Origin of the sequence: Compostibacter hankyongensis (assembly GCF_039541075.1) — a bacterium.
GTDB lineage: Bacteria > Bacteroidota > Bacteroidia > Chitinophagales > Chitinophagaceae > Compostibacter > Compostibacter hankyongensis.
Map to the genome: position 1 here is coordinate 1,115,929 of NZ_BAABFN010000001.1, position 25,695 is coordinate 1,141,623.

Here is a 25,695-nt window from a genome sequence, read left to right on the forward strand (position 1 = left end):
GTAAGCAGTGTTGAGATGCCCGGTACCTTGAGCTGCAGTAATATGCTTGCCTATAGCGGCTTTGCGCTGACAGGCAGGTGCCTTATATTATTTAATTCTAAAAGACCCGTATGAGAAAAATCTATTCTGTTTTTCTTCGTGGCAGATTGTTTTGCGGCGTGCTGTTCGTATTGTTTTTCGGACCATCTGCCCATGCCATGCTCCTCTCTTCACTCTCCGGTCGCCCGGTCCTTTCTTCCGGATGCGCTTTGATTACCCCCCAGAAAGATATCACAGGCCTGGTGGCAGACAGCACCGGCGCTCCCTTGCCGGGCGTCACCGTTTATGTAAAAAGCAATAAGCAGATCGGCACCGCTACAGACCTGAACGGAAGATACATCCTGGAAGTCCCGGACAATGCCGTACTGGTGTTCAGCATGATCGGATTTGAAACGCGGGAGATCGCGGTGGGCAGGGGAAATGTGATCAACGTCACGCTGCACCCCGCCGCTAACCAGCTGGAAGAGACCGTGGTCGTAGCTTTCGGAAAACAGAAGCGCAGCGACATGGTGGGGTCGGTCACCTCGGTCAATCCTTCCGACCTCAAGGTGCCCTCCAGCAACCTGACGACCGCGCTGGCCGGGAGGGCTGCCGGTATCATTGCCTACCAGCGCAGCGGTGAGCCGGGACAGGACAATGCCGACTTCTTTGTCCGCGGCGTCACTACATTCGGTTATAAGAAGGATCCGCTGATCCTGATAGACGGCATAGAGCTGACCACCACAGACCTGGCCCGGCTGCAGGTAGACGATATTTCCAGCTTCTCTATCCTCAAGGATGCCACCGCTACTGCGTTATACGGTTCCCGCGCTGCCAACGGCGTCATCCTCGTCACTACGAAGGAAGGTGCGGTAGGCAAGGCCCATCTGTCTTTTCGGGTAGAGAATTCTTTCTCCATGCCGACGCAGAATGTGGAGCTGGCAGACCCTGTGACGTACATGAAACTCTCTAATGAAGCGACCCTCACGCGTGATCCCCTGGGCGCTCTGCTGTATTCGGATGAAAAGATCAACAATACGGCGGCAGGAAAAAATCCTTACGTCTATCCGGCGAATGACTGGAGAAAGACGATGTTCAAAGACTATACCACCAACCAGCGATTCAACCTCAGCGTGAGCGGCGGAGGCGGGGTGGCCCGCTATTATGTGTCAGGATCCTATAACCGGGACAACGGCCTGATGCGGGTAGACGGCCGGAACAATTTCAACAACAATATACAGCTGAACAGCTATACGCTCCGCTCTAATGTGAACATCGACCTGACCAAATCCACCGAGCTGACCGTGCGCCTGAGCGGCAACTTCGACGATTATTCCGGACCGATAGACGGGGGCGCCGATATGTACAAAAAGGTGATGCGGTCCAACCCCGCGCTATTCCCGGCATTTTATCCCGTGGATGCCCAGCATGCCCATGTAAAGCACATCATGTTCGGGAACTACGATGCCGGACAATATATCAATCCCTATGCAGACATGGTGAAGGGGTACAAGGAATACTCCCGCTCGCTTATGCTGGCCCAGCTGGAGCTGAAGCAGGATCTGACCGTTATCACACAGGGCCTGTCGTTCAGCGCCATGGTAAATACGAACCGGCAGTCGTATTTTGATGTCAGCCGGTTCTATAATCCTTTCTGGTACACCCTCTCGGGCTATGATCAGCTCAGCGGCTCTTATTTCCTCACCAATATCAATCCCGACAAGGGGACCGAATACCTGGGATATAACGAAGGGAAAAATACGATCAGCACTTCCTTTTATCTTGAGTCACGGCTGAACTATGACCGGACTTTCAAAAAACAGGGACTCAGCGGATTGCTGGTGTTTATGGCGCAGACACGGCTCGACGCAAATGCCGGAGACCTGCAGAAATCGCTGCCCTACCGCAACCTGGGCCTCTCCGGCAGACTGACCTATGACTACGACAAGCGATACTACGCGGAATTCAATTTCGGGTACAACGGTTCGGAGCGTTTTGACGAAAACCACCGCTTCGGATTTTTTCCTTCCGTGGGGCTTGCCTGGACGGTCTCCAATGAGAAGTTCTGGACGCCGCTGAAGCCCGTAGTATCCAGCCTAAGGCTGAGGGCTACCTATGGCGTGATCGGGAACGACGCCATCGGCTCGGCAGACGACCGCTTCTTTTACCTTTCGAACCTGAATATGAATGATGCTGGCAAGCAAGCGACTTTCGGACGCGATCCCGGCAATACCCAGTATACCCTGGACGGTATTACCATCACCCGGTATTCGAACCGCGATATCACCTGGGAAACTTCTACGCAGAAAAACTTCGCCCTTGAGTTCAGCCTTTTCGACAAGCTGAATGTGGATGCGGAATACTTTTCCCAGTATCGTGACAATATTCTCATGACCCGGGCATCCATACCGCTTGAGGCGGGCTTTTCTGCACCGATCCGGGCTAATGTGGGCGCGGCTTCAGGTAACGGAGTGGACATCTCCATGGATTACAAGCAATATTTCCAGCATACTTTCTGGGCATCTGTCATGAGTAACTTCACCTATGCCACCAGCAAGTATAAGGTGTATGAGGACCCGAAGTATGCGGAGGCCTACCGGTATCATGTGGGCAGACCCATATATCAGACTTACGGATATATTGCCGAAAAGCTGTTCACCGATGACGAGGAAGCCCTTAACTCGCCCAGACAGAATTTCGGGGAGTACGGCGGCGGCGATATCAAATACCTGGATGTGAACGACGACGGGCAGATCACGGCGGCCGACCAGGTGCCGATCGGCAATCCTACTATGCCTGAGGTGGTTTATGGGTTCGGCTTTTCCATGGGGTACAAGAACTTCGATATATCCGCCTTCTTCCAGGGGCTGGCCAACGAATCGTTCTGGATAGATGCGAAAGCCACGGCGCCGTTTGTCGAATACCGCTACAGCGAAAACGAGCTTCCGGGATACCTGCCCCAGAACCAGTTGCTGAAGGCTTATGCCGACAGCCACTGGTCAGAAGATAACCGGGATGTATACGCCCTCTGGCCCAGGCTGAGCCCGACCCTTAACGAGAACGATACCCAGACCAGCACCTGGTTCATGCGCAACGGCGCCTTCCTGCGGCTGAAGCAGGTGGAGATCGGTTATACCCTTCCCCAGCGTTTGCAGAAGCGGCTCCGCACCAGCACCTTTCGGGTTTACCTGAATGCTACCAACCTGCTTTCGTTCAGCAGCTTCAGGCTGTGGGATGTGGAAATGGGAGGCAATGGACTGGGATATCCGATACAAAAGGTGCTTAATATAGGCCTGAACGTGAACTTCAATTAAACACACCATTATCCATTTTCCTGTAAGGCATTTACCTAAGCTGCTGTTCAGGATATCAAATATGAAGATCATGAATAAGAAACATATACTGGCAGGGGCTTCTGCAGTTATCCTGTTTTTCCTGGGATCCTGCAGGCAGTTCCTGGATGTGGTGCCGGACAACGTGGCTACGCTGGACAATGCATTCGCTACCCGTATCGAGGCGGAGAAATATCTCTTTACCTGCTACTCCTATATGCAGAAAAACGGGAACATGAGCGACGATCCTTCGATCGCCGGAGGAGACGAGGTCTGGCAATTTGCGACAAACGCGGGTTATTTCAATATCGCCAAAGGACTTCAGAAAGTGGTAAGCCCTTACGGGGACCGGTGGGAATTTCTATTCAAAGGGATACGGGATTGCAATATCTTCCTGGAGAATATCGGGAAAGTGCCTGATATGGAGGAATATGAAAAGCGGCGCTGGATTGCCGAAGTGAAGTTCCTGGAGGCCTACTTTAACTTTTACCTCGTAAAGATGTACGGCCCCATTCCGCTGATGAAAACCAACCTGCCGATCAATGCGGATGAGAATGAGGTACAGTCGACCCGTATGCCGGTGGATTCCTGTTTTGATTATATCGTGCAGCTGATCAACGACGCTATCGGCGACCTCCCCCTTACCATTGAAGATCCGACGCATGAGCTGGGCCGCATCACCCAGACCATCGCCCTTTCTTTCAAGGCAAAGGTGTGCGTATATGCCGCCAGCCCCCTCTTTAACGGGAATACGGATGAGGAAGGTCTGAAGAACCCCGACGGTACCCCGCTCTTCAATACCATCTATTCCAAGATTAAGTGGGATTCGGCGGTAATAGCCTGCAGGCAGGCCATAGAAAGCTGTGAACAGACCGGCATGAAGCTGTATGAGTATCTGCCCGATTTTCAGCAATACAACCTCTCCGATACCATCATGACCCAGCTGAGCATACGCAACAGCGTTTGTGAGCGGTGGAACAGCGAGATCATCTGGGCCAATACCCAAAGTAACTCTACCGCCATACAGCAGCTGGTCACTACCTGGATAGACCCGAAATATGTGGACGGCACTGCGACCAAAGGACAGCTGTCGCCTCCCCTGAAAATGGCCGAGCTGTTCTATACCCGTCATGGGGTACCGATCTCCGAAGACAAGACCTGGGGTTATCAGAACCGCTATGGCCTGCATACGTCTGGCGACAGCGATAAACTGTATGTGCATGAAGGATATACCAGCGCGCGCCTGAACTTTGACCGGGAGCCCCGCTTTTACGCCGATCTGGGATTCGACGGCGGAGTATGGTACGGGCAGGGTCAGTATGATGACAAGAAATATATGGACCTGTTTTTCCTGCAGGCCAAATACCGGCAGCGGAACGGCTTCGGTAAGCCGAATTTCAATACCGTTACCGGTTATTATGTAAAGAAGCTGGTGCATTTTCAGAATGTGATCGGCACCGGGAATAACTATTCGGTGACCCCTTATCCCTGGCCCATGATACGGCTGGCCGATCTTTACCTGATGTATGCCGAAGCCCTGAATGAATCCGCAGGACCGGGTCCCGAGGTATACGAATATGTCAACCGGGTGCGCGAACGGGCCGGGCTGCAATCTGTAGAATCTTCCTGGAGTGCTTACTCCACCAATCCTTCGAAGTACACGACCAAGGAGGGCATGCGTGCCATCATTCATCAGGAGCGCCTGATCGAGCTGGCTTTTGAAGGACCCCGGTTCTGGGATCTGCGGCGCTGGAAAGAGGCGGCCGCGGAGCTGAACAAGCCTATTACCGGTTGGGATCTGATGCAGGAGACCGCGCCGGCCTATTACCGACAGACGGTAATCTTCAATCAGACCTTCGGACAGAAGGATTATTTCTGGCCGATCAGCGAGACGGCGCTCACCGATAACAGAAGCCTGGTACAGAACCTGGGGTGGTAAATGCAAAACAGGGATACCATCCTTTTAAAAAATAAATATATATCCATGAAACCGATATACTTCATCATGATACTTTCGCTGACCGCCTTAGGGTACGGTTGCAAAAGAGAAGACAGACTTGATCATTTGGATTCCTCCGCGCCGGCGCCGGCCCAGATCAGCGATGTAAAAGTCGAGGAAACACCCGGCGGGGCTGTGCTCACCTATACACTGCCCAAAGATCCGAACCTCTCTTACGTAAAGGCGGAATACGAAATACAGCCCGGTGTGATGCGGGAGGCCAAATCTTCCTACTATAAAGATACGCTCACCCTGGTCGGCTTCGGGGACACCCTGAGCCATGAAGTGAAGCTATACAGCGTAGGGAAGAACGAGAAAGCTTCCGAGCCCCTCTCTGTCAATGTTACTCCCCTGACTCCGCCGGTAAGGAGTGTATTCAGGACGCTATCGGTGGATCCGACCTTCGGGGGAGTGCAGATCAACTTCCGGAACAGCTCCCAGGCCAACCTTGCCATTGCCGTCATGCTGGATACTACCGGCCTGGGTACCTGGTCTACCATCAGCACCTTTTATACAGGAGCGCTGGAAGGCAAGTTCTCCGTCAGGGGATTTGACTCTACGGAAAAGAGATTCGCCGTTTATATCCGGGATCGCTGGAACAATAAATCCGATACGATAACCAGGAACCTCTCCCCGATCTATGAAGAGGAGATTCCTAAAAACACCTGGAAGGCGCTCTTCCTGCCCACCGACACCTACCAGCCGGCATCGCCATCGTATTCGCTGGAGCATCTGTGGGACAACATCATCACCAATTATGACGGCATATTTGCCTCTTCAAACTCATCCCAATTGCCGCAATGGTTCACTGTTGACCTGGGACGGAAGGTGGTGATCAGCCGGATTGTGGAACATCAGCAACAAACCTCTCACATCTATGCCGGTTCTGCGGTAAAAAGCTTTGTATTGTACGGCTCCAATAGTCCCAATGCTGACGGCAGCTGGGCCAGCTGGGACTCCTTGGGAACCTTCAACTCGTTCAAACCCTCGGGGCTGCCCATGGGATCGCTGACCGATGAAGACCGGGAATACGGCTGGCGTCAAGGTGAGGACTTTGCCTTTGACCAGCTGCTGCCCGCCTACCGGTATATACGATGGAAGACCCTGGAAACATGGGGAGGCGGCGGCCAGGTCGTGATTTCCGAACTGGATGTGTGGGGACAGGTCCAGCCATGATTTTTCTCTTTCTTAAGCGCTTATAAACTTAAAAATGCTTGTCATGAAAAATATATTCCGTTACCGTATGGTTTTACTTGCCGGCTGCTGCCTGTGGGGAAGCTGTAAGAAAATGGACGAACCCTATAAACAGTTCCTTGTGAAAGGAGGGAAGACCTATGTGGGAAGGGCCGTCGCCGCGATAGCCCATTCCGGCCGTAACCGGGTTAAGATATCCTGGCTCAGGGGTTCCGATCCGGCGGTTACGAAAGCCCGTATCTTCTGGGACAATTATACCGATTCCGTGGAAGTAGAGATCCCGTCCGGGGGCGATACCGTCAGCGCCATCATCGGCGACCTTCCGGAAAAGCCCTATACGTTTGAGGTGGTTACCTATGACGACATGGGGCATTCTTCGGTGCCCGTCGAGCTGCTGACCAGGGCCTACGGAGACAGCTACCAGGCCGGTCTGCTGAGCCGCCCTGTCAACCAGAATACCCTGTTCCCCGGTGGAACGCACGTCTTCCTTGAATGGGGGGCTTCCAATATATCCGGAGGAGCTTATGCCACCGATATCGTGTATACCGATACATTAGGGCGGGAGCAGACCGTCCGTATACCGGCCGGTACGGATACTTCCTCGATGGATATCAAGCCCGGTACATTGTTCCGGCACCGGACGGTATATCTTCCGGACTCTCTGAGCATCGATACCTTTTATACCGACCTCGAGCAGAACACAGACTATCAATTATACAAGCAGGACTGGCGAGTGATCGACTCTTCCACCGCACATCCCGGAGCCGATAATATCGCTTCCCATATTATCGATGGCAACCCCGGCACCCGCTGGCATACCTGGGTGGACCATTCCCAATATCCACATTTTGTCACGGTAGATATGCAACGCCAGGAAAAGATCAACCGCTTTGAGGTATTCCGGATGACCGGCGATGAGCGGGCATGCAACAGCTTCCAGCTGCTGGTGAGCCGGGACAATGTCAGCTGGACGGATCTGGGCGTGTTCTCCTTTAACCGGCTCACGGACGACGGACAGTTTTACGAGATACCCTCGCAACCTGAGGCGCGGTATTTCAAATTCGTAGGACTGAGCGGACCTATGACTTATATGGTCATGGGCGAGATCGGCGTGTACGGCTTTTAGCCCTCCTGCTCCTGCCGGCCGGCGCCGCTGTGTCAAAAATTGAAGGTAGAGAATCAGAATTTGAAGCGATCCCCCCCGCTAAAAGGGTAGTATTGCATTGAATATAGCCCGCTGTCCCGCCCCAGGTTGGACGGCGGTTGCTGCTTCATCCGGGGTAATATCCGGCGCTTATTACGCTTTACCCGTTTTGTTTTCTTTATTCCTGTATCATGCGGTTTGGGACCGCAGGGGTCTTTTCATGCCAAAATCAACTTATATGTGTTACTCCCACCGTTTTATGCAGCGGGCCAGATGTATCTGCGTGACGTTCCTGCTGATACTGGCTGTTATGCCCGCATTCGCCCAGCAGAATGTGGCAGTGCACGGTCGCATTACCGGGCCTGATAACCAGCCGGTAGCCGGCGTGACGGTTATGATCAGCGGTACGCAAAATGGTACCACCAGCGGGGTAGACGGCCGCTACAGTCTGAACGCCCATGCTGGGGATTCGCTGATTTTCCACGCCCTCGGACTGCAGACACAGCAGGTGAGGGTAGGCGCCTCTCCCGAAATAAATATCCAGCTGTCTTCCGGTAGCAAGGGGCTTAACGAGGTAGTGGTGCTGGGCTACGGCTCCCAGCGGAGAAGGGACGTTACCGCGGCAGTTTCCACCATTGATGTTTCAAAGCTGAGGGATGTGCCGGCCACCAACGTGAGCCGCCTGCTGGAAGGACAGGCTCCGGGCATCACCGTAAAGCAGACCACCGGAGCTCCGGGTAAGGAGATGCAGGTAAGGGTGCGCGGCCTGGGTTCTCTCGGCGCCGGCAGCACTCCGCTGTATGTGATCGACGGTTTTGCCGTGGGTAACTCCATCGGGCAGAACCTGAACCCTGCCGATATTGCGACCATCACCGTGCTTAAGGACGCTGTTTCCACGGCCATCTATGGGGCCAGGGGCTCAAACGGGGTCGTGCTGATCACCACCAAGCAGGCAAGATCCGGCGAAACCAATCTGAATGTAACCGCCAATTACGGCGTACAGAACGTGCCGGATTCGAGGCGGACAAAGGTGCTCAATGGCCGCGATTTTGCCGAGTTCAAGAAAGAGGCCTTTATGGACAAGATCCGGTATTTTGAGAACCGCGAGCCCGACCTCAGCGAGGTGCCTGCCGATTTCCGTAATCCTGAGGATACCAAATACAATACCGACTGGATGGATGAGATCCTCAACCGGAACGCTTCCTTCCAGAATTATAACATCACCTTTTCGGAAGGGAAGGGAGATGTCCATTCCCTGATATCGGTAGGCTATATCGATCAGCAGGGTGCGCTGCTCAATACGCGGTACAAGAACTATTCCGTACGGGCAAACGTAGAAGGAAAGGTCAACAACTTCATCAACATGGGGCTGAACCTCTATGGCGCCTGGTCCAAACAGAATACCGCCACTACCGAAGGCCGGAGCGCGCTGGTGGGTTCAGCCCTGCTGCTGGATCCCCGTGAGCCGGTGCGCAACGAGGACGGCAGCTGGAACGATTATATCGGAGGACACGACGGTATATTCGGATTTACCAATCCCGTGCAGGCGCTGGAGGAAATTACGCGTGACCGCCAGATCGGAGACGCGCTGACGACCGGCTATCTGGAATTTTCTTTTCTGCGGGACTTTAAGTTTAAAACCACCGGTAATGCCCGGTTCATCTTTGATTCCTACAAGCAGTATATTCCCTCCGACATCGCCGGGGAGAATGCTCCTCCTCCGCGGGATGCCACCGCATCGGATGACGCCCACCGGATCATGAATCTTTCAGCAGACCAGCTGCTCACCTATGCGCACGACTTTGGAGAACATCATCTGGACGCCATGGTCGGGTTTACCGCGCAGGAGGAAATGACCCGCGGTGTTGCCGGATCAGCCACTACCTTCCCGGATGATAAAACGCCCTATCTTCAGATCGGGGCCATCAATTCCGGCGTCTCGGCAGACTCGGGCTGGAGCATGCTGGCCTATTTCACCCGGGTAAACTATTCCTATAAGGACCGCTACCTGTTTACCGGCACCTTCCGCCGGGAAGGGAGCTCCCGCTTCGGAGAGCTGACCAAATGGGGAAACTTCCCTGCGCTCTCGGTGGGATGGCGGATATCCGACGAGCCGTTTATGCCGAAGACCAGCTGGCTGGATGACCTGAAGCTGCGCGGAAGCTGGGGGGTCACGGGCAACAACAACATCGGCAACTATTCGAGCCTGGCCTTTATGAACCTCAATAACTATGTCATCGGAGACCAGTTTGTATATGGGCGAACGGTCAGCGCCTTCGCCAATCCGGACCTGAGCTGGGAAACATCGGATCAGCTGGATATCGGGTTGGACCTTACCGTACTGGACAATACGCTGACCTTTACCGGCGAATATTACAACAAGATCACCACCGATATGCTGCTGCCCGTTCCCCTGCCCGTCGTATCCGGGTTTACCACCATGCTGGATAATATCGGCAAGGTGCGAAACCGCGGGTTTGAGTTCGGGCTGGATTACCGTAAGCGGATCAATGCGGTAAATGTCTGGGGCAACTTCAATATCGCCTTTAACCAGAACAAGGTGCTGGCCATGCGTTCAGAAAACGATGTAATATGGAACGGTACCATGTATGGCGACTTCAACGTTTCAAAGGTAGGCCGGCCGATCGGCATGATATACGGGTTCAAGAACCTGGGCATCTTCCAGAACCAGAAGGAGATCGATGAGTCGCCCACACAGGACGGCGCTATTCCCGGCGTATATAAATATTATGACGCCAATGGCGACGGGGTCATCTCCTACGACCAGACGGATATGGTGGAGATCGGCAACCCCTGGCCCAAGTTTACCTGGGGGCTTAACCTCGGCGGCAGCTATCAGAATATCGACCTGAGCGTGCTGCTCACCGGCGCGCAGGATTACGATGTATTCCGGCAGATCGAATCCTCCACGCTGAACATGGACGGAGTGTTCAATGTCCTGGAAGTAGCCAAGCAGCGGTGGAGATCGGAGGATCAGCCCGGCATATATCCCACGACCAATACCTGGAAATGGGAGCGCGAAAGTAATTCCCGTTATGTATATGATGCCAGCCATGCCTGGGTGAAAAACATCAGTATCGGCTATACGCTACAGAAATCAAAGCTGAAATTCGGTAGCGTACGGCTTTATCTCAGCGGGGACAACCTGTTTCTGATCACCAAGTACCCGGGTAATAATCCCGATGTGGACAACAACGGCGGCATCAACCCCGGTCTGGACGATGAAGCCTATCCCGTGCCGCGCACTTTTTCCATCGGGGCCAACGTGACCTTTTAACAGCGCCCAGCCGTGCGTAATCCTGACATACAAACCATAAAATATTCAGGTATGAAAAACATACTCTTTATAGCAGGCCTTGCGGGGTGCTTTATACAGTTCTCCTGCAATAAAGACTTCCTTTATAAAACCGACCCGACTCAGATAAAAACTGATGATTTCTATAAAACTCCGGCCGAGCTGGAGCAGGCGGTCAACGGCAGCTATTCGCAGCTGCAGGGTATCATCAATAATCAATGGACCTTTAACGAGCTGCCTACCGATAACACCACCATCGATTTTAACCCCGACGACCGGGGCCAGGCGGATCGGATCGAGGCCTTTGAGTTTTACACCGTCAACCAGGGCAGCGTTAACATCGAAGGTCTGTATAACAGTTATTACAGCGCCATCTTTAACGTCAACAATACGCTGCAGAAGATGCAGCAGTCTGAGATCCCGGATTCGGTAAAACCGGCTTACGAAGGACAGCTCAAATTCTTACGGGGATACTATTACTTTAACCTCGTGCAGTATTTTGGAGATGCGGTGCTCATCACGGAACCTATCCCCACCGACAATCCCTCCCTGGCCTGGGATTATCTGCGGAAGCCGGTGGATTCGGTGTATATGCAGGTGGAGAAGGACCTGAAGGATGCTGCTGCCGAGCTGTCTCCCGATCCCAATATCGGCAAGGCCACGAAAGGCGCCGCGCTAACCCTGCTGGGAAAGATGTACCTGACCCGGAAGCAGTATGCCGAGGCGGTCAGCACGCTGAAACAGGTGTTGTCCCTGGGCTACAGCCTGGTGCCTTCCTATGCATCGATTTTCGATCCGAAAACGGAGAACGGTCCCGAATCTATTTTTGAGGTGCAGTACGACAGTAAAAGCGACAAGGGAGAATGGAGTACCTTTATCTATACCTTCGCTCCCCGCAAATCCGGAGGCGCCGTTACGCGCTGGGACCAGAGCAATCCCGGCGGCTGGAACATCCCAACGAATGATATGATCAACACCTACGAAGCCGGGGATAAGCGAAAGGCGGCTTCTATAGGGCTGGACTATACCAGTCCCGATACGCATAAGGTGGTACCCTATATCAAGAAATATGACCATCCGCATGCCATTTACAACCGTACCGACGACAACTGGCCCTTGCTGCGCTACGCCGACGTGCTGCTGATGCTGGCCGAGGCCATCAACGAGCAGAGCGGTCCGACAACAGATGCCTATACCTACCTGAACCAGGTGCGGCAGCGTGCCGGTCTCAAGGCCGTGAGCGGTCTCAGCAAGGATGCGTTCCGGGAAAAAGTGCTTCATGAAAGAAGGGTAGAGCTGGCCTTTGAGAACTGGCGCTGGTTCGATCTGAAGCGTACCAAGACGCCGGAGGAGCTGGCCAGCTTCCTGAACGCGTATGCGGCAAAGGAAAAGGCCAACCCTACTGCCAGCCGGCAGGGTGTGCCTTATTCGAGCAGCGACTATATCTTCCAGCCGTATGAGGCTTTATACCCGATCCCCAACTCGGAACGGCTGGTGAATGACAAGCTGACCCAGAACGAAGGATACTGAACCGAATAACTGTAATGACTACACGCCGCCGATTCATCCAGCAAACATCCCTGGCCGGAATAGCCCTGGGGTTGCCGGGAAGCTTTTCCCGGCTGACCGCCGGAGATCCTTTTACCTATGCCTCGCCTTATCTCAGGCTGCAGCTGATGCGGGACCGGCCGGCGTTTTCTTTTTTCTCCACGGACAGCCTCGGCGGGGGGCAGCTTTCCGTAAGTCCGTTGATGAAAGCGGCGCCGTCGCAGGGCGCAGCTTACCAAAGTCGCGTTACCGGTGGAGAGATCGCTTATTTTACCGGAGCGGGGAAGTCCGACATTGCGGTATGGACCTGCAGCATGCAGCCAAAATCCTTTTCCCTTCGTACCCGGACAGACGGGACCCATGCTGAGCCTTTTGCCGTTACCTTCTCCCAAAAAGCCAATCACTGCACAGTGCTGGGGACCATGAGCGGGGACAAGCAGGTAAAATTCCCCTGTGTGCTGCATTTTCCCGGCATGGGAACGTTCCGCGTCTTTTGCAGCGATCCGGATATCCGTCTTTTTTATAACGCCGAGCTGACGGAGCAGCCTTTTGTGCAGATCGCTTTGCCGGCAGCAGATGCCGGTCATCCCGATATCACCTACCGGTTTGATTCGGTGGCCATCTTTCCTGACGCCGCCGGTATAAAAAACGATCCCCGGTACGACGGATTCAGAAAAAACTTTATCAACATCTTCCAGCTCAGCCCGGGCTTTAAGACCCTGGCCAACAACTCTACCAGCGATGCCTGCGCCTTTACGCTTTTTCTGTACGCCGAAATGGCGCAGGTGACCCCGGCGCTGGCGGAAGGGCTCACAGCCATGGACCTGGTCAGGAACAGCCTGGACCGTTACTTTGAAGGCATGCTCGGTTACGGCATGGTAGGTAAGCACAACTGGCAGAGCAAATACAACTCTTCAGACAGCTTCCCTTCGCTGATCATGTCCGCCTGTTATTATATCCAGCATACCCGGGACCGGGAATGGGGGATGAAGAACTATGCCGGCATCCGGAGCTGGGCGGAGAAAATGATCGCCACAGACACCAACAAAGACGGCATCATCGAATATGGCTATTCCGGCAACTCCGGGAGCTGGGACAATAAGCAGGGTTTTAAAAGACCGGCCAACTGGTGGGATACGATCGGCTTCGGGCACGACGATGCTTATTCGAATGCGCTGGCCTACCGCGCGGCTGCGCTGATGAAGGAAACTGCAGCCTTCCTGGGTAAAAAAGAGGATGAAAATTACTTCTCCGACTTTGGGGGCAGGCTGAAAAAAAATTACTATACCCGTTTTTATAACCCCGCTACCGGCGTGCTGGGTGGATGGCGGAGCGCAGACGGGCAGCTGCACGATTATTATTTTACCTTTGTAAATAGCATTGCCATCTGCTACGGGCTGGTGGAAAAGAAAGCGGCCAAAAAGATCATGCAGCGTTTGCTGGATAAGATGAAGGCGGTCGGCTATACGGACTTCCGGCTGGGATTGCCGGGTAACCTTATCCCTATTGCCGATGAAGATTACGCCCACCACGATCCGCGCTGGGGATACCAGCGGTTCCAGGTCTATGAAAACGGAGGCGCCTCCGGCTGCTATGTGTATTATACCCTGCATGCCCTTTACAAGCTCGGCATGCGGGACGAAGCGGAGCGTATCCTGATGCCCATGCTCGAAAGCTATAAAAACGGTAGCTTTGAAGGCAGCTGCCCGGGCGGTAAGATGACCCGCGACTGGAAAACCTGGAGCGGGGAATGCTGGGGATACGAGGGATTTCTGGTAGACAATTACCTGGCCCTGAAGGCGGTGCTGGACCGTTAAAAAAGAACAGTCTTTCCATGCTTCAAAAAATACCATGCTCTCTTGTTGCGTTGTTTTTATTTTTAGCCGCTGCGGTTTCCTGTAGCCGGCAGCAACGCGAGCACCCTGCAGACCTTGCCGCCTTTACGCCCTCTGCCGACCTGGAAAAAGATTTTAAGCATCCCCCGGATCAGAACCGTCCCTGGGCTTTCTGGTGGTGGCTGGAAGGGAATATCGACAGCGCCGGTATCCGCAAGGACCTGTCGGAGATGAAAAAGGTGGGTATCCGCGGCGCTATCATTTTTGACGCGGGGTCATCCTCCTATACCGATGTGCGGCGTACTGCCGCAGGTCCGGCATTCATGAGCCCGGCCTGGCGAAAGCTTTTTGCCTATGCCAATGCAGTGGCGGACAGCCTGCAGCTGCAGCTGAGCCTGAACATCGGCAGCGGCTGGAACGACGGCGGCCCCTGGGTAACGCCTGAGCTGGCTTCTCAGAAGCTGACCTGGAGCCGCACAGACGTGAAAGGAGGCGCCTCCATCCGGCAGCAGATGCCCCTGCCGGGCAATGTATTCAGATACGGAGCGGAACAAAAGCCTTTTTTTAAACCGGTGGCCACGCTCGCCATCCGGCTGGGCGATTCCTCTCCGGTGGTCACTCCCCTGAAATATTTCGATCTGAAAGCCGTGCACCGCGTCACGGGTATCCGGACGCCTGACGGCTACGACTGGAGCATTTTTCTGCAGGAAGATTCCGCTACGCTGCAGCAGCACAATGCCCGGATAAAAGATGTGATCGACATCAGCGATAAAACCGATTCGTCCGGCAACCTCAGCTGGGATGCTCCTCCCGGCGACTACGCCCTCTTGTGGTTCGGCTATACCGGCACCGGCGCAAAGGTTTCCACCAGCAGCCCGGGCGGGGAAGGGCTGGCCATCGACTATATGAATCCGGCTGCTATGGACCTGCAGTTTGAAAAGGTGCCGGGCGTGCTGATCCGGGATATCGGTCCGCTTGCGGGGCGGAGCCTGAAATACCTGCACGATGACAGCTGGGAGCTGGGCGCGGCCAACTGGACACCGGGATTCCGCGAAGCTTTCCGGCAGAAACACGGCTACGACCTGCTGCCTTACCTGCCGGTGATGGCCGGCTGGATCCTTGAAAACAAAGATGTCTCCAACCGCTTTCTCACCGACTTCCGGAGGACCATTGCCGACCTGATCGCCCAAAATCACTATACCCGTTTCAGACAGCTGGCGCATGCCCGCGGTCTGGGCATTCATCCCGAAGGGGGCGGTCCTCACCCCGCGCCTATCGACGCGCTGCTGAACCTGGGTATCAATGATGTTCCCATGGGCGAGTTCTGGGCCCGGGTAAAGACCCACAGGGTGCAGGATTTCGAGCGGATCTTTGTAAAACAGAGCGCGTCCGCCGCTCATGTTTACGGCAGGCGATATGTGCAGGCGGAAGGCCCCACCTCCATCGGTCCCCAGTGGGAGATGGACCCCCGCCGGCTGAAACCCACCATTGACCGGGCCTTCTGCGAGGGGCTGAACCGGCTGGTGTTCCATACCTTTACCCATTCGCCGGACAGTGCGGGCCTGCCGGGATTTGAATATTTTGCGGGCACCCATTTCAACCCCAACATCACCTGGTGGAAACAGGCGCCGGCGTATGTGGATTATATCGCCCGTTGCCAGCTGTTGCTCCAGCAGGGATTGTTTGTCGGCGATGTCTGTTATTATTACGGTGATAACGTGCCCAACCAGGTCCACCTCAAGCGGACCGATCCTTCCCTGGGTGAAGGATATGATTACGATGTTGCCAATACCGACGTGCTGCTGAACCGTATGAGCGTAAAAGATCACCGCATTTTTCTTCCCGACGGTATGCACTACGAAGTGCTGGTGCTGCCGCCGCAAAAGACCATGACGCTGCCCGTGCTGAAAAAGATCCGGCAGCTGGTAAAGGAGGGAGCCACTGTGATCGGTCCCCGCCCCCGGCAGGCGGCCGGGCTGGACGGATATCCGCAGGCGGACAAGACCCTGGAACAGATCGCGGACGAAGTATGGAGAGATGCCGACGGAGTGCATGCGGTGGAACATGTTTTTGGGAAAGGAAAGGTGGTATGCGGAAAGACCATCCGGACGGTATTGCAGGAGCGGGGCGTAGTTCCGGATTTTGTCGCCCGGGACAAGAAGCTGTTGCAGGATATCGACTATATCCACCGGAGCTTTGGAAAATACGAGATCTATTTCCTCAGCAACCGGCGGGATACAGCGCAGTGGCTGACGGCAGGCTTCCGCGTCACGGGAGCCGCTCCGCAGCTCTGGCAGCCGGATAACGGCAGCATCGTTCCGCAGGCGGTTTACGATACCGCCGGGGGACATACGCTGCTGCCGCTGTACCTGCCGCCCGAAGGAAGCATCTTTGTGATCTTCCGGAAAGGGGAGGTGCCGGCCCATCTCGTGTCCGTAGCGCGGGACGGACGTACGGTCTTTCCCTTCGCAACGGCGCAGCCGCCTGCAGAGGAGCGGCTGGAGCCTGCGGCAGACGGACAGTTGATGACGGCCCGTCCGGGCCAGTATACCCTCAAGTATGCCGGCGGGCGGACGCGCGACATCACCCTGACGCCTCCGCCGGCCGCGGTAGCTCCGGATTCGGCCTGGCGGGTATACTTTTCGCCGGAATGGGGCGGTCCCGGCGGGGTAACCATGGATTCCCTGATCTCCTGGCCGAAGAGTACGGTAACGGGCATACGTTATTACTCCGGCACGGCGGTTTACCGGAATACTTTTTCCTTACAGCAGACACAGCTGCAGGAAGGGCGGCGGGTGATGCTGGACCTGGGGAGCGTGCAGAACCTGGCTGAAGTATCGGTAAACGGAAAACCGGCCGGCGTGCTCTGGAAGCTTCCTTTTGCCCTCGACGTGACGCCATGGATAAAGGCGGGACGCAATACCGTCGAGATCCGGGTGGCCAACCTCTGGCCGAACCGCATCATCGGCGACCAGCAGCTGCCCCCGGGAAAACGCTATACCCGTACCAACGTCATCAAATTCAAAAAGGATTATCCCCTCTTGCCTTCGGGTCTGCTGGGGCCGGTGCGTGTCCGGTTTGTGCCGATGTTGCCGGCCGAATGATCCCGCTCAGCGCCATCCTCCTCCCAGGGCCATATACAGATCGGCTGCCGCAGACAGCTCGCGGCTCCGGATATCGGCAAGGTCCAGCTGTGCCTGCAGTGCGCTGCTTTGGGCGGAGATCACCTCCAGGTAGTTGGCCATGGCGTTTTTATAAAGCTGCTGTGCATTGCTGATGGCTTTTTTCAGGATCGCCACCTGTTCCGCTGCCGTCTTTTCCTGCTGCCGGAGCTTATCGGTCTTTATCAGTGCATCCGATACTTCGGTGACCGCCTGCAGCACGGTCTGCCGGAATGCAGTGACGGATTGCTCCCGTTCTATTTTAGCGACCGCATAATCCGTTTTCAGCCGCCGCCGGTCAAAGAGCGGCTGTGTTATACCGCCGGTCACCACACCGAACAAAGATCCGGGCAGGGTAAACCAGCTGCTGGCCTTCAGCGCATTCACTCCCCCTTCGGCGCTGATCGAAAGCGAAGGGTACATTTCCGCCTGCCGGATCCCGACGGCAGCATTGGCTACGATAACATCCATTTCAGCCGAGCGCACATCAGGACGGCGGCTCACAAGCGCCACGGGAAGACCCGCCGGCAGAAAATCAGGGATGGTAATATCCGAAAGATTTACGGTACGGGCCACGGTGCCGGGGAACTGTCCCGTAAGCAGCTGCAGAGCATTTTCCTGCAGGGCGATCCCCTGCTCCAGCTGCGGTATCAGGGCGGCGATGGCTTTTTGCTGTGCCTCGGTCTGCTGCACGGAAAGGGTGGTAGCCTCGCCCGCATCCCTCAGCAGCCGGGTCAACTTCAGCGTATTGTCGCTCAGCGCAAGGTTCTGCCGGGCGATCTTCAGCTGCTTGTCCAGCATAAGCAGCTGATAAAATCCCCTGGCAATATCCGAGACCAGCCTTGACTGCACCGCCTTTTTCGCTTCATGGGTCTGCAGGTACTGGGTGCGGGCGATTTCTTTCTGCCGGCGTATCTTTCCCCAGATATCCGCTTCCCAGGATATTCCTGCCGATGCGTTGTAATCTTCGAGGTGGTCGCTGTGCAGCACGCTTCCGGCGCTCATGCCGTTCAGGCTGTTTTTGGAAGGGTGATTGTATTGGGCGCCTATCTGCAGATCGGCTTGGGGGAGCCCGGCGAGACGGGCTGCCTTCAGCCGCTGCTCGGCCGCTGCGATCCTTTCCACCGCAAGCTGCAGGTCGTAGTTATACCGGATACCTTTGGCGATCAGACCTTGCAGGGTAGTGTCCGTAAAGAATTTCCGCCATTCCAAGGCTGCGATACCGGCGGTATCGCCATAAGTAGTAACCGGGGCGTGGCGGTAATGATCCGGCAGCTGCAGCTCCGGCCGCCGGTAATCCCTGCCCACCCTGCACGAAAAAAGCGTAAGGCCCAGGACGAGACCAAGGAGAAGGCCGCCGGTATTGGTTTTATGTTGCATGAATACAGTGTTTATCCGTTTCGTTGACGATGATTAGAAAATAAAAGGTCAATCTTCTGCTTTTAAGCGCGGCGCGCCGGCGACCTTTTCCTGGAGGTACTGGAAGATCACGAACAGCACGGGAATGATAAAGATGCCGAGGATCACTCCCGTAAGCATACCGCCCACCGCGCCGGTGCCGATAGAGCGGTTCCCCAGGGCAGACCCGCCTGTGGCCCACATCAGCGGCAGCAATCCCGCGATAAAGGCAAAGGAGGTCATCAGGATTGGCCGCAGACGCAGCTTCGAGGCTTCGAGGGCGGAAGCGACGATGCTTTTTCCCGCCCTGCGCCGCTGCACGGCATATTCGACGATCAGTATGGCGTTTTTGGCCAGCAGCCCGATCAGCATGATCAGTCCTACCTGCACATAGATGTTGTTGACGATGCCCATAAGGTTGATAAAAAGCATTACGCCGAAGACGCCCAACGGTATGGTCAGCACTACGGCCAACGGCAGAATATAGCTTTCGTACTGCGCCGAGAGCAGGAAATAGACGAACACCAGGCTCATGATAAATATCAGGATGATCTGCGAGCCAGCCTTAATCTCTTCCCGCGTCATGCCGGTCCATTCATAGCCGAAGCTGCGCGGAAGCACATGCGCTGCCGTTGCCTTTATGGCTTCGATGGCGTCGCCGGTGCTGTATCCCGGCGCCGGAGTGCCGTTGATGGTAACGGCGTTGAACAGGTTGTTACGCGTCACCGTCTCCGGACCGTATACCCGTCTGAACGTTGCCACCGTATTGGCCGGTACCATCTCGCCCTGATTGTTCTTCACATAGATCTCATTCAGCGAAGCCGCATCTTTCCGGTAGGGTACGTCTGCCTGTGCCATTACCCGGTAATATTTTCCGAAGCGGTTGAAATCGGAAACGAAGCTGCTGCCGTAATAGACCTGGAGCGTCTGCAGGAGGTCGCTTACCGAAATACCCAGCTGCTTGGCCTTGTCGTTATCGATCTCGATGTTATACTGGGGGTTGTTGGCGGCGTAGGTGGTAAAGGCATAGGCGATCTCTTTCCGCTGCATCAGGGCATTGATAAAGCTGTGCGCCACGGTGTCCAGCTTTCCCAGGGAGCCGTTGCCATGATCCTGGAGCATGAACTCAAACCCGCTTACGTTCCCGAATCCCTGTACGGTAGGAAAGGTGAAGAAGAAGGCCTGGGCATCTTTGACTTTGGCGGCTACCTTCTGGGTCATGCTGGCGGCGATCGCTTCAAAATCTTTCATCGGACCGCGCTGGTCATGCGCCTTCATCCTGATAAAGCCGGCGCCGTAAGGAGCGGCATTGGCGTTGGAGATAAAGTTAAGGCCGTCTACCGTGTAGTGGTTTTGCGTAATGGGGTCATGCATCACAATGCTGTCGATCTCCGCCATGGCCTTGTGCGTTCTGTCCAACGAGCTTCCCGGCGGGGTATTGACGGCATAGAGCAGGAATCCCTGGTCTTCGGTGGGAATAAAGCCTGTCGGTGTTTTTCTTATCAGCACAACCGTAGCGGCCCCTGCCAGTGCCAGCGCTGCCAGCGCGATCCACTTGCGGCGGATGAGAAATTGCAGGGCCCTTACATACCTGCCGGTAATGGCTTTAAAGCCGGTGTTGAAAGCCAGGAAAAAGCGTCCGAAAAATCCTTTCCGGATCCCTTCGTTTTCTTCCCCCGCTTCACCGTGCGGGTTCTTCAGGAAGAGCGCGCAGAGCGCCGGGCTCAGCGTGAGGGCGTTCAGGGCGGAGATCAGGATTGCGATTGCCAGCGTAAAGGCAAACTGCCGGTAGAACACGCCTGCAGGTCCCTGCATGAATCCGACGGGAACAAATACCGCGGCCATGACCAGGGTAATGGAAATGATGGCTCCCGATATCTCGTGCATGGACTGTATGGTGGCCTTCCGGGCGGGCAGACCGGTTCGTTCCATTTTTGCATGTACCGCTTCCACCACCACAATGGCATCATCCACCACGATGCCGATGGCCAGCACCAGGGCAAACAGGGTAAGCAGGTTGATGCTGAAGCCGAACAGCTTCAGGAAAAAGAAGGTGCCTACGATGGCCACCGGGACGGCGATGGCGGGAATGAGCGTGGACCTGAAGTCCTGCAGGAATACGAAGACCACGAGAAAGACCAGGACAAAAGCTTCCAGCAGCGTCTCCTTCACCTGTCCGATGGAAGCGTCCAGGAATTCCTTGGAGTTGTACATCACCACGGTCTTTACGCCTTTGGGCAGGTCCGAGGAAAATGCTTTGAGCTGTCTTTCGGCTTCGGTGAGGATGTCGTTGGCATTGGAGCCCGCCGTCTGGAAGATGGCTACGCCGGAAGTGGGACCGGTGTTCAGCATGCTGCTGGAGGAATAGGTATAAGAACCGAATTCCACCCTGGCCACGTCTTTCAGCCGGATGACCGAACCGTCGGTGTTGGCCCTGATGATGATGTTTTCATAATCCCGGGCTTTGTTGAGCTTGCCTTTGTATTTCAGCACATATTCAAAGACCTCCCGGCTGCCTTGTCCCGTTCTGCCGGGCGCCGCCTCCAGGCTCTGGTCCCGGATGGCGCCGGTGACATCCTGTGGTGAAAGCCGGTAAGCTGTCAGCCTGTCGGGTTTTAACCAGATGCGCATGGAATAATCGTGCGCGCCGAAAGGCTGCGCTTCGGCCACGCCGGGGATACGTTGCAGCTGGGGCACGAGGTTGATCTTGATATAGTTCTGCAGGAAGGTTTCGTCATAAGCCGAGTCGGTGCTGGTCAGCGCCACGAACATGATGATGCTGTTCTGCTGTTTCTGGGTGGAGATACCGGCCTGGATGACCTCCTGCGGTATCTGGCTGGTCGCTTTCGAAACCCGGTTCTGCACATTCACGGCCGCGATGTCGGGATCGGTGCCCTGCTTGAAATATACATTCAGCGTCATGCTCCCGTCGTTGCTCGAATTGGAGGTCATATAGGTCATGTTCTCCACACCGTTGACCGCTTCTTCGATGGGGGTTGCCACGGATCGCGCTACGGTCTCCGCATTGGCGCCGGGATAAGCGGCCGTTACCTGCACGGTAGGCGGCGCGATATCCGGGAATTGGGTAATGGGAAGAGTTTTGAGCGAAACGATCCCGAGCAGCAGTAACAGCATAGAGATGACTGTCGAAAGGACGGGCCTTTCAATGAACTTGCGTAACATAGAGATATTTGGGTTTTTCTGTTTTTGGGGAGAGGCGCTTCCGCCGAAGGCCCCTTGTCTACAATGGGTTGGTTTGTATGAGGCTGTCCATGGCTAACGGCTGCGGGATGATCTGCATGCCGTCTTTGAGCCGGTCGAGACCGGTATACACGATTTTGTCTCCTTCTTTTACGCCGCCGGTCACGAGGTAGTAGCTGCCGCTGCTGCCGCTTATGGTGATCGGCTGACCGCTGACCCTGTTGCCTTCCGCCACTTCAAAGACGAAGGTCTTGTCCTGTATCTCATAAGTAGCGGCCTGGGGTACCATCACGACTTCGTCGAAGCGCTGCGGGATGCGGATCTTCCCGGTGTTTCCCGAGCGCAGCAGTCCCTGCGGGTTGGGGAAGACGGCCCGGAAGTTGATAGCGCCCATGGAGGGATCGAACTGTCCTTCTGCCAGCTGTACTTTTCCTTTTTCCGGATAAAGGCTGTTATCGGCCAGCACCAGCTGTACCGGGGGCAGGTGCTTTATTTTTTCCTCAATGGTAGCGCCCGGAAACTGGGATTTGAATTGTATAAAATCCTTTTCGCTCATGGAGAAATAGACGTGCATCTCTTTTGTCTCCGACAGCATGGTCAGCGGTTCGGAGGAGGCCGGTCCTACCAGGCTCCCGGTTTTGAAAGGAATGGTGCCGAGGTATCCGTCTGCCGGCGCGGTGATGGTGGTGTAGCCTACGTCGATAGCGGCTGCGGACACGGCGGCTTCTGCCCGGGCTACCTGGGCCCGCGCTGCTGCATCGTCGGCCTGTGCGGATTTCAGCTGTATATCGCTGACTACCTGGTTTTTTACCAGCGGGGTGAGCTTTTCCACGTTGATGTCGCTCCGCTCCAGCGCGGCCTTTGCCGAAAGCAGCCCGGCTTTTGCATTGTTCAGCTGTTCGAGATAGGGCCTCGGGTCGATGCGGAACAGTACCTCGCCTTTGTGTACGTAGGTCCCTTCGTCGGCCGCAATGCCCTGCAGGTAACCTTCTACCTGAGGACGGATCTCGATGTCGCGGGTTCCGCGGAGAGACGCGCTGTATTCCCGGTAAAGGGTGGCAGGCTGCTTTTCGAGGGTAAGCACCGGGAGCGACTGCTCCGGCGGCTTTGTCATGCCGGTGGATGATGCGCTGCCGCAGCTGTACAGCAGCAGTACAGACAGGGCGCCGAGTATCCAGTGTATGGATTGCCGGATAAAACGGGGTTGTGGGGTACGGGTCATGGATTTGGGTTTGTTTGTTATTAAAGATTAATTAACACTATTATTATTAATAACAGTGTTATTTTTTAGGCAAAAAAATAAGGCGGTTACAGGTTTTTGATAAAAGCATTGACAACGTCGTCCATCATTTTTTTGTTCATGCCGTCGGCGATATCCGATTTACGCATCATAACGATGGAGATGAGCCCGTGCAGGACCGACCAGAGCGCCTGATATTTAAAGCAGGCGTCTTCCGGATTGGATTTCTTCTTTTTAATGATCGCCTTAATGGCGCCTATCATCAGGTCACTGAAAGCAGTGAACTCCGTTTTCATTTTCCCGGCGCCGCAACAGGGGATGCCCAGGCCGTACATCAGCTGGTAAAATTCCGGGTTTCTGAAGGCGAAGTTCCAGTATGCGTCGGCCAGCGCTTTCAGCTGCTCCTCTGGATCCGTTGATCTCTTTCTGGCCTGCTCCAGCTTTTTTTCCAGCTCCCGGAACCCCTCCTTCGATATCTCCAGCAGGATGGCTTCCTTGTTTTCAAAATGCTCGTAGATCACGGGAACGCTGTACTCGATCGCTTCGGCGATCTTCCGGATGGAAAGCGACTGCCAGCCCTCCTCCTGCGCCATGCTGCAGGCGGCGCTCAGGATCGCGGCGCGTACGTTCTCCTTTTGTCTCAGTTTGCGTTCGGCAATTCCCATGTCTTTTTCCTAACACTGTTAGCAAAATTATCGACGTTTTTAAAACTGGCCAAATCTTTTTTGAAAAAGGGCAGTCCGACCGTGGGGCGGAAACCAATGGAATTTTTTTATTATCTTTAGGAACATAAAGGCCAGCCTATGAAGACGGTCCACCACATCCTCGACACCAAACCCCAGCCGCTGCCGGTCTATTCGGTTGCGCCGGACTGCTCGGTCCTCGACGCTTTGCAGGTGATGATGGAAAAAAACATCAGCGCCCTGCTGGTGATGGAAGGAGCGCAGCTGCTGGGCATTTTTACCGAACGCGATTATGCGCGCAAGATCATCCTCCGCGGCCGGTCCTCCCGGGAAACGCCTATCCGGATGGTTATGACGGAGCATCCTTTTGTCGTGACGCCGAAAGACAGCATCGACCGCTGCATGCAGCTGATGACCGAAAAGCATATCCGGCATTTGCCGGTAGTGCAGGAAGGCGCCGTTGCGGGCATGATCTCCATCGGCGACGTGGTGAAGTTCATCATCGAAGACCAGCGGCAGACCATTTCCCACCTGGAAAACTATATCAACAGCTAAACCCTGTATCTTTCTTTTTATCCTTAGCTTTGCTTCCGGCAGGCCATAGCTGCGTGCCGCTTCTTCTCCTCACGCTGCAAGTGAATTCAATAACAAAAGCGATAACATGATATATGCAATAAAAACCGGGGAACAAACCGTTGATGCAGACCATTCACCCATGACCATCTATACGGCTCAGCCCGACGACGGTAAAAAGCATCCGGCTGTAATAGTGGTCATGGAACTGTTCGGGGTCAATGATAATATCCGCGATATCACCAACAAGATCGCGGAGCTTGGCTATATTGCCGTTGCCCCTGATTTTTATCACCGTACAAAAAGACCGGGCGATATACCCTATGGCGACCAGGGCAGAGCCTACGGGTTTGAGCAGCTGAACCAGCTTACCCGCCAGCATGTATGGACCGACACGGACGCCGCGATCGCCAGCCTGAAGAGCATGCCAGGCTTCAACCACAAAATCGGTATTGTGGGTTTTAGCGTGGGCGGACATATGGCTTTTCTGGCTGCGGCAAAATTTCCCTTTTCGGCAGTCGCCTGTTTTTATGGCGGCTGGCTCACCAATACCGAGATCCCTATAAGCCGTCCCGACCCTACCGTCACGCTTACCAAAGATCTTGTGGCAAACGGCAGCAGGCTTATTTACTTTGCCGGCGGAAAAGATCCTCATATCACCCAAGACCAGCTGGAGGCGATGGAAACGGTTTTCGAAACAGAGAAGCTGGCTTATCAGCTTGTGGTTTATCCCGGTTCATCGCATGGATTCTTTTGCGACCGGCGGCCGGACGACTATAATGCTGCAGACCATGATGATGCCTGGCAGAGATTGCAGGAGTTTTTAAGCAGCGCGCTGAAATAAGCGGTGCATTTCCGGTTTATATCGTTTGCAAAGTTTTTAGCGGTATCCGTGAAACGAAGTTCGGCAGCACCATTTAAAAATAATGCAATCCCGTCGCCGATGCTGCGCATTCGAGGTTCAATAGTCTAAAGTTTAAGGTCTAAAGCCTAAAGTTTCCATTCCGGACAGATAACCTTAGACTTTAGACCTTGGACTTTAAACCTAAAATG

General features: G+C 54.9%; 14 protein-coding genes. 10 read left to right on the top strand and 4 right to left on the bottom strand.

The window, feature by feature from the left end; translation table 11 throughout:
* Positions 1-110: 110 nt before the first annotated feature.
* The 8 genes from ABD851_RS04640 to ABD851_RS04675 all read left to right on the top strand — a co-directional run bounded on the left by ABD851_RS04640 (position 111) and on the right by ABD851_RS04675 (position 17,490).
* Positions 111-3,332 (top strand): SusC/RagA family TonB-linked outer membrane protein, encoded by a 3,222-nt coding sequence (locus tag ABD851_RS04640; protein ID WP_344976094.1) that lies wholly within the window; start codon positions 111-113, stop codon positions 3,330-3,332.
* Positions 3,333-3,402: 70 nt separating this feature from the next.
* Positions 3,403-5,289, top strand: coding sequence for a RagB/SusD family nutrient uptake outer membrane protein (locus ABD851_RS04645; RefSeq protein ID WP_344976097.1), 1,887 nt, complete (start codon positions 3,403-3,405; stop codon positions 5,287-5,289).
* A gap of 45 nt (positions 5,290-5,334) precedes the next feature.
* On the top strand, positions 5,335-6,525 hold the full coding sequence (locus ABD851_RS04650; protein ID WP_344976101.1) for a DUF5000 domain-containing lipoprotein: 1,191 nt from the start codon (positions 5,335-5,337) through the stop codon (positions 6,523-6,525).
* A 43-nt stretch (positions 6,526-6,568) separates the two neighbouring features.
* Entirely contained in the window at positions 6,569-7,669 is a 1,101-nt protein-coding gene (locus tag ABD851_RS04655; RefSeq protein ID WP_344976104.1) for a DUF4998 domain-containing protein, read from the top strand.
* 256 nt (positions 7,670-7,925) lie between these two features.
* Complete coding sequence (locus ABD851_RS04660) at positions 7,926-10,985, top strand: SusC/RagA family TonB-linked outer membrane protein (RefSeq protein ID WP_344976107.1); 3,060 nt, start codon at positions 7,926-7,928, stop codon at positions 10,983-10,985.
* Positions 10,986-11,036: 51 nt separating this feature from the next.
* The gene (locus tag ABD851_RS04665; protein WP_344976110.1) at positions 11,037-12,533 is read left to right on the top strand and encodes a RagB/SusD family nutrient uptake outer membrane protein; all 1,497 of its coding nucleotides are present in this window, start codon (positions 11,037-11,039) and stop codon (positions 12,531-12,533) included.
* A 14-nt stretch (positions 12,534-12,547) separates the two neighbouring features.
* A complete protein-coding gene (locus ABD851_RS04670) occupies positions 12,548-14,368 on the top strand; it encodes an alpha-L-rhamnosidase-related protein (RefSeq protein ID WP_344976112.1) in 1,821 nt (606 codons plus the stop codon).
* A gap of 17 nt (positions 14,369-14,385) precedes the next feature.
* On the top strand, positions 14,386-17,490 hold the full coding sequence (locus ABD851_RS04675; RefSeq protein WP_344976117.1) for a glycosyl hydrolase: 3,105 nt from the start codon (positions 14,386-14,388) through the stop codon (positions 17,488-17,490).
* A 6-nt stretch (positions 17,491-17,496) separates the two neighbouring features.
* Here ABD851_RS04675 and ABD851_RS04680 read toward each other — a convergent pair whose 3' ends face one another.
* The 4 genes from ABD851_RS04680 to ABD851_RS04695 all read right to left on the bottom strand — a co-directional run bounded on the left by ABD851_RS04680 (position 17,497) and on the right by ABD851_RS04695 (position 24,051).
* Positions 17,497-18,927 (bottom strand): efflux transporter outer membrane subunit, encoded by a 1,431-nt coding sequence (locus ABD851_RS04680; protein ID WP_344976120.1) that lies wholly within the window; start codon positions 18,925-18,927, stop codon positions 17,497-17,499.
* Positions 18,928-18,975: 48 nt separating this feature from the next.
* Entirely contained in the window at positions 18,976-22,128 is a 3,153-nt protein-coding gene (locus ABD851_RS04685) for an efflux RND transporter permease subunit (RefSeq protein WP_344976123.1), read from the bottom strand.
* 58 nt (positions 22,129-22,186) lie between these two features.
* Positions 22,187-23,368 carry an efflux RND transporter periplasmic adaptor subunit gene (locus ABD851_RS04690; protein ID WP_344976126.1) on the bottom strand — a complete coding sequence of 394 codons (1,182 nt, stop codon included), beginning with the start codon at positions 23,366-23,368 and terminating at the stop codon, positions 22,187-22,189.
* A gap of 86 nt (positions 23,369-23,454) precedes the next feature.
* On the bottom strand, positions 23,455-24,051 hold the full coding sequence (locus ABD851_RS04695; RefSeq protein WP_344976130.1) for a TetR/AcrR family transcriptional regulator: 597 nt from the start codon (positions 24,049-24,051) through the stop codon (positions 23,455-23,457).
* A gap of 138 nt (positions 24,052-24,189) precedes the next feature.
* Between ABD851_RS04695 and ABD851_RS04700 the strand changes: the two genes are divergently transcribed.
* A complete protein-coding gene (locus ABD851_RS04700) occupies positions 24,190-24,624 on the top strand; it encodes a CBS domain-containing protein (protein ID WP_344976133.1) in 435 nt (144 codons plus the stop codon).
* 106 nt (positions 24,625-24,730) lie between these two features.
* Positions 24,731-25,486 carry a dienelactone hydrolase family protein gene (locus tag ABD851_RS04705; RefSeq protein WP_344976136.1) on the top strand — a complete coding sequence of 252 codons (756 nt, stop codon included), beginning with the start codon at positions 24,731-24,733 and terminating at the stop codon, positions 25,484-25,486.
* The last annotated feature ends 209 nt before the right edge of the window (positions 25,487-25,695 follow it).